Origin of the sequence: Caulobacter sp. HMWF025 (assembly GCF_003060965.1) — a bacterium.
Classification (GTDB): Bacteria; Pseudomonadota; Alphaproteobacteria; order Caulobacterales; family Caulobacteraceae; genus Caulobacter.
Genome location: NZ_QAII01000170.1, coordinates 1 through 6,568, shown reverse-complemented (window position 1 = coordinate 6,568; position 6,568 = coordinate 1). Strand labels below are relative to the sequence as shown.

Genomic DNA, 6,568 nt, shown 5'->3' with positions numbered 1-6,568 from the left:
CGGAAGCCCCATCCGCCCCCGGGCGGGGGCGGATGGGGCTTCCGCATCCGCCGTCCCCCCTGCCCCGTAGCTCGATCACAACCGCGCCCGCCGGCGCCTGGAGGCTGCCGACATGATCCTCAAGACCCTCGCCCTGGTGGCGGCCCTCGCCGCGCCTGAGCCCGCGCCGCTCGACGTCGCCGCCCTGCGGCTGGCCACGGTCGGGGCGTGGGAGGGCAAGCTGGAATATCGCGACTATCAGGCCGACCGGTGGTTCGGCCTGCCGATGACGGTGCGGATCGAGACGCCGGGCGACGGCGTCACCCTGGTCCGCAAGGCGGCCTTTGATGACGGTCCCCAGACCGGCACGGTGTGGATCACCACGGTCGAGCTGCTGGATCCGGCGACCGGGCGCGAGACCTCGGCCGGGTTCCGCAAGGGCCGCACGCCCGAGCTGTCGGCCACCACCCTGCGCCTCGCCGCCCCGGCTCGCGACGCCGCCCACTGGACGATGATCGCCGAGGCCGACGGCCGCGACGCCGACCGCCCGGCCCGGCTGCGCCTGACGACGGTCCGCGACGGAGCCGTTATGACCACGCTGAAAGAGGTCGATTTTCTCGACGATGCCGGCGAGGCGTGGATCCAGCGCAACCGCACGACCCTGACGCGGGTCGGGGACTGAGGTCCGGGAACGGGGCAGTCCACTGGGCACCCCTTAACCCGTCATCCCGCGCTTTAGGCGCGGGACCCATCCGTCCGCCGCTCAAGAGAACCCAGACGAGAGGCTCACCTGCAAGCTGAGCCATGGGTCCCGCGCATGACGCGCGGGATGACGGGTCAGGGTCGGGGCAGGCGACGCCGAAGCCTCGCCCACCCCTGACACCCTACTTCACTTCGGTGACGAACTGGTCGCGCGGACGGCGGACCTTCTTCAGATTGACCAGCCAGTCGCCCTCGGGCTGGCGGTAGCCCAGCGGGGCGATGACCACCGAGCGCAGGCCGCGCTCGCGCAGGCCGAGGATCTCGTCCAGGGCCTTGGGGTCGAAGCCTTCCATCGGGGTGGCGTCGACTTCTTCGAAGGCCGCCTGGGCCAGGGCCAGACCGAAGGCGATATAGGCCTGGCGGGCGGCGTGCTCGAAGTTCACCTCCGGGGCGCGCTGCGGATACGAGGCCAGCAGCATCTGGCGGTAGTTTTCCCAGCCTTCGTTGCGGAAGCCCCGGACCTCGTTGACCAGGTCGAACATGTGGTTGATGCGGTCGACGGTGTAGTTGTCCCAGGCCGCGAAAACCAGCAGGTGCGAGCCGTCGGTGATCGGGCTCTGGTTCCAGGCGATGGCCTTGATCTTCTCGCGGACCTCGGCGCTGGTCACCACGAAGACCTCGAACGGCTGCAGGCCGCTGGAGGTCGGGGCCAGTCGTGCGGCCTCCAGGATGCGCTCGACCTTGTCCTCGGACACGGCCTTGGCCGGATCCATCTTCTTGGTGGCATAGCGCCAGTTCAGCTTATCAAGCAGCACAGGAAACCCCTCGTTTGGCCCGCCCACGGCGGTGAGAGCTTGCATGTGGCGACGGCATCCGAAATCGCAACCGCTACGGTTTCGAAAAAGTGAGCCGGGTCGTGAAGCCGGGCGTCAGGCGCCCGGCTCCGGCTTCAGGCCATAGCGCGCGAACCGCGTCTCGACATCCGGATCGATGGCGCGGGCGGCGGCGAGGTCGGCCCGGCCACCGGCCGTATCGCCCTTGCGCAGCCGCACCAGGCCGCGCCCGAACAGCGACGAGACCTGGCGCGGCTCGAGGGCCAGGGCGGCGTCGTAGTCGCGCAGGGCCGCGTCCAGACGGTCGGCACGGGCATGGACCAGGGCCCGGCTGTCGAGGTAGCCGGCCACCTTGGGGTTGGGCTTCAGCGCGGCCTCGCAATCGGCCAGGGCCTTGTCGAGGTCACGACCGAAGGTGGCCCGGGCCCAGCAGCGGTTGTTCAGCAGGCCGGGACTGTCGGGATACAGGGCCACCACCGCATCGGCATCGGCGAGGGCCGCCGCATAGTCCTTGCGCTGAGAATTGATATCGCTGCTGACGCTGTAGCTGGCGGCACTGAACGGATCGATGCGGCGGGCCTCGGTCACGCGGCGCAGGGCCAGGTCATAGCGCTCGGCCCCGGCATAGGCCTGAGCCTGGCCCAGCACCAGCGAGATGTCGTCCGGATCGATCACCAGGGCCGCCTCGTAGCGGGCGATGGCATCGTCCCAGGCCTTCATCTGCATGGACAGCGCCGCCCGGCTGGACAGGGTGGCTTCGTCGCGCGGGGCTAGGGCCAGGGCCCGGTCCAGCACGGTCCGGGCCTTGTCCAGCTGGTTCTGCATCCGGTGGGTCACGGCCAGGTCGCGCAGCAGGGGCTGGGAGTCCGGCTTGGCCACCAGGGCGGCGGTCACCACGGCCTCGGCCTTGTCCGGCGTGCCGGCGATCCGGAAGACCCGGGCGCGCATGCGGGCCCAGCCCTCGGCATCGGTATCCGCCAGCTTGCGCTCGGCCTCGTCGCACAGCTTCAGCGCCCTGGCATAGTCGCGGCGGGTCAGCGCCGTCTCCACCAGACCGCCATAGGCCGAGCGGGCCTGGTCCTTGTCGTCCTTCAGCCGCCCGAACTGCCGCTCGGCCGCGTCCAGGCGGTTCTCGGACAGGGCGTTCCAGGCCTGCATGATCGGCGTGTCTTCGGGGGTCTTGCTGCCCTCCGGCATGACCTGCAATGCGGTGATGCCGAACTCGCGGTCGGCGCGGCGGGTCCGGGCCGTGGCGGCGCGGGCCTCGGCGGCGGTGACCTCCGGGCCGAGTGTGCGCGAGCTGCTGAACATCACCACGCGGTTGTTCTGCATCCCGGCCCGCCGGCGGATGACATAGCCGCCCAGGGTCTCGTCGACCGTGCGACCCAGCACCCGGACCTGCGGCCCGGTGGCCGGCAGGATCACCGAGGTGACCCAGCGCTCATAGGCGGGGAAGTTGACCACATAGGGAGCCTCCTGGTCCTGGGCGATGTCCCGCTCATAGCTGGGCAGGGACAGGAAGCTGCCGTCGATCTGCCAGCGGCGCGGCAGGTCCAGATCCTGCCGCCAGTCGATCTTGCCCTTGCCGGTCACGGTGATCCGCAGCTCGGCCCGCTCGGCATCGAAGGCCCAGTCGGCGCGGTCAAAGTCGACCCAGGTGATCCGCTTGGCCCAGCCCGAGCGATAGCCGCGCTCCAGCTCGTCGCGGGGGGCGCTGGCGATCTCGCGCGACAGGGCCACGGCCGAGTCGCCGCGCACATAGGTGTCGATGGTCACGTCGGCCGGGGCATCGATCCCGGCGGAAGCGTCGACCCGCATCAGGGTCTCGCCATAGGGCCGGGCCGGAGCCGACGGGGCGATGCGCTCCAGGGCCCCTCCGGTGGCCCGCAGCGGCAGACCCCAGTCGTAGGGCGGCGGCTCGAGATTGGCGAGGTGCTCGTCCCCCGCCCGGGTGCCGTCCAGCCAGTAGACCCGGCCGCCCAGCGCCAGGCGCAGGATCACGTGATCGAACAGGGCCAGACGCGGCAGGTGAGTGTCGAGACCGTTGCCGCCGCCGCTGGAGTCGACCAGCGTCGCCTCGGCAGGCAGGCCCAGCTCGGTCAGCAGGGCCAGCAGCAGGGCGGTCTTGGCCTTGCAGTCGCCGAAACGCCGCCGCCAGGTCTCGTCCGCCGCCGCCGGGACCAGGGCCCCTGCCCCCATGCCGACATAGACATAGCGCACCTGCGACTCGACCAGCTTCAGGGCCAGGGCGGCCTGGACGGCGGGGTCGGCACTGGCGGCGCGGATCCGGGCGACCTCGGCCTTCAGCGGCGAGGCCGCCTCCAGGGTCGCGGCCCGCGCATAGTGGCCGGCCATCAGGGTGGAGATCTCGGCCCAGTCGCGGAACTGGCTGAACTCGATGGTACCCTGGTCGGCATAGCGCATCGGCGCGCCGGCCGGCAGCTTCGGGGCCTTGGCCAGCAGCATGTCCATGACCAGCTCCAGGCCTTCGGCCGTTTCGGTGACCACCGGCGTGGTGAAACCGAAGGTCGACCGCCAGCGGGTCGGCATGGCCTTGGTCCACAGGGCCCGCACCCGGTAGCGCCCGGCCGGGCCCTCATGGCGAATGGCCGTGGCGTCCTCATAACGGTCGACGCCCAGCGGATCGCGGAAGCGGCGGGTCAGGGCGGTGTCGATGATGTCGCCGACCCGCAGGCCGCGGATCTGCACGGTCGCGGTCAGCCGCCCGTCCAGCATCGAGGACTCCAGATTAGTCTCGCGCCGCAGCACCTCGAACTTGTCGGATTTCAGGGCGTCGATCACCTGGCCGTCGCGCAGGACGTGCACCTTGTGGATGGTCAGGCTTTCGGTCTCGGGATCCCACTCGCGCGACACCCAGCCCAGGTCCTGCAGACCCTCCTCGCTCAGCACCTTGCTGGCGATCTGGATATAGGTCTCGCTGCCCTGCGGCGCATAGCGGGTCTGCTCGTCATAGAGCAGCATGGCATAGCCCGCGCCCGGCTCGACCACCGGCACGGGCGGCAGCGCAGCCGGCTTGACCCAGGCCGACGGCGGACCATAGCGCAGGGTCGTCTCGGCGGCCCGGGCCTCGCCCACGGTCACCAGAATGGCCGCTACGGCCAGCACGCGAACAAACATGTAATCCCCCAACGGAACATCGACACTAGCGCGCCCGCGACACGGCGCAACCCAGGGTCTAGACTTCCGCTCGCCCCGGGCGCCTTTCCGTCATCGGCAAGCTGAGCCGGGGGCCGTGCGGGATCGCGAACCGGAGAGCGGCTGAAGTCCGCGCTCCGCCCCCTGCCCTAGCGCCGGGCGATCCAGTCGCTGATCAGCTTGAGGGCCGTCGGCGACATTGTCTCCGGCAGATTGCCGTACTCGCCGGGATCGCCGGTGGCGCTGGTCTGGAACAGGTGGTTCAGGCCGGGCAGTTCGACCACCTCGGCGGCCGGATTGCCCGCCAGGGCCGCGCGCAGGGCCGGCAGGTTCTGGCTGGCCACCACCTGGGCGTCGACCGAGCCGTTCACGGCCAGGACCGGAACCTTCAGGGCCTGCAGCGCCGGACGGGGGTCATGGGCCAGGAAGTCGCGATACCAGGGCGAGGCGACCGTGCGCACCTGGCCCTCGACCGCCTCGGCCGGGACACCGGCGGCGGTCAGCAGCCGACGCGCCTCGGCCCTGGCGGCCTCGGGCGACGGGGCGGCCAGGACGGCGGCGTCGAGGGCGTCCCCCTGGGCGGCGGCGGACTCGATGGCGGCCGGCGGCAGGCCCATGGCCTTGAGCACGGCCCGGCGCTGGACCGGCATGATCTCGCGACCGGGCACGCCGGGTCCGGCCAGCAGCACCACGAAGGCGACGGCCGGATCGCGGCCCGCCACCTGTGGCGCGATCAGCCCGCCCTCGCTATGGCCCAGCAGCCCGACGCGGGCCGGGTCAATCCCCGGCTGGGTCCGCAGCCAGGCGTGGGCGGCGGCGGCGTCATCGGCGAAGTCGCGACCCAGCGCCGTGCCGAAGGCACCGGTCGACTGGGCGGTGCCGCGATCATCATAGCGCAGTACCGCCACCCCGCGCCGGGTCAGGGTGTCGGCCAGCAGCAGGAACGGCTTGTGGCCCATCAGGGTCTCGTCGCGGTCCTGCGGCCCCGAGCCGCTGATCAGCACCACCGCCGGAAACGGTCCCGCGCCCGCCGGCATGGTCAGGGTGCCGGCCAGCTTCACCCCCGGCGCGCCGCCGTCGAAGGTGACCGGACGGGCCTCATAGGGGAACGGCGGCTTCGGCTCCTGCGGGCGGCCCGGCGGCGGATACTTGCCCGGGGTCAGCACCAGCGGCAGCGGCATGCCTTGCAGCCAGACCCCCGACCAGCCGCCCTTGGCGCCGTCCCAGGTTCCGGAATAGCGGCCCTGCACGGCGGGGACGGTGAAGCTCAGCGTGCCGTCGGCCAGCCGCGCCTCGGCCACGGGCAGCGGCGGCGACAGCTGGTCCAGGCTGACCAGCTGGCCGCCGAGGGCACCGTCGGGTCCGCGCTTGAGGCTGATCTCCAGCCGCAGGCTGCGCGGGCCGATCGCCAGCGCGCCGTGCCAGTCGCCCTCAGCCGATGCCGGCGGGGCCGCGGTTGCGGGCGGCGGGGCCTGGGCCCGGGCCGGCAATGCGGCCAGGGCCAGCGCTCCGCCGACCAGAAGGCCGATCAGGCTGACCAGCAGCAGGCGGCGCGCGCGGCGCGACGTCATCATCCAGAACATCACAGGGTCTCCAGATCGAGCGGGGTCGGCGCAGCGGAGAGGACAGGAGCCAGGGACCCCGGAAGTCGATCAACACGCCACGCCGGTCCCCGCGAGGGATTACGACATGGCGTCCGGTTATCGACGGACGCCGGACCGGATTCGCCCCGGAGCGGAGCGCGGCCCGGCCGCGACAGGCGCGGCCCGATATCTGTCGCCATTCTATAAAACGGCGTTCGCCCGTCAAGCAAAACCGGAAGGCGAGCGGACCCCGCCGGCTCGCCCGCCCCCCTGCCGCCATCCTGCTGACAGTCGCCGTCAGCAGGCCCCCTAGCC

Annotated in this window: 4 protein-coding genes; 1 reads left to right on the top strand and 3 read right to left on the bottom strand. The window is 71.7% G+C overall.

Annotated features, from left to right (window positions below; translation table 11 throughout):
- Positions 1–112 precede the first annotated feature (112 nt).
- Entirely contained in the window at positions 113–661 is a 549-nt protein-coding gene (locus DBR10_RS17885; RefSeq protein WP_108504327.1) for a hypothetical protein, read from the top strand.
- A 202-nt stretch (positions 662–863) separates the two neighbouring features.
- On the opposite strand, the gene DBR10_RS17880 is transcribed toward DBR10_RS17885, so the two are convergent.
- From DBR10_RS17880 to DBR10_RS17870, 3 genes are all read right to left on the bottom strand, one after another.
- Complete coding sequence (locus tag DBR10_RS17880) at positions 864–1,496, bottom strand: NAD(P)H-dependent oxidoreductase (RefSeq protein WP_108504328.1); 633 nt, start codon at positions 1,494–1,496, stop codon at positions 864–866.
- 114 nt (positions 1,497–1,610) lie between these two features.
- Positions 1,611–4,652: a DUF3857 domain-containing protein gene (locus DBR10_RS17875; RefSeq protein WP_108504329.1), complete on the bottom strand. Its 3,042-nt coding sequence runs from the start codon at positions 4,650–4,652 to the stop codon at positions 1,611–1,613.
- A gap of 167 nt (positions 4,653–4,819) precedes the next feature.
- Entirely contained in the window at positions 4,820–6,253 is a 1,434-nt protein-coding gene (locus DBR10_RS17870; protein ID WP_108556553.1) for an alpha/beta hydrolase family protein, read from the bottom strand.
- Between the last annotated feature and the right edge of the window lie 315 nt (positions 6,254–6,568).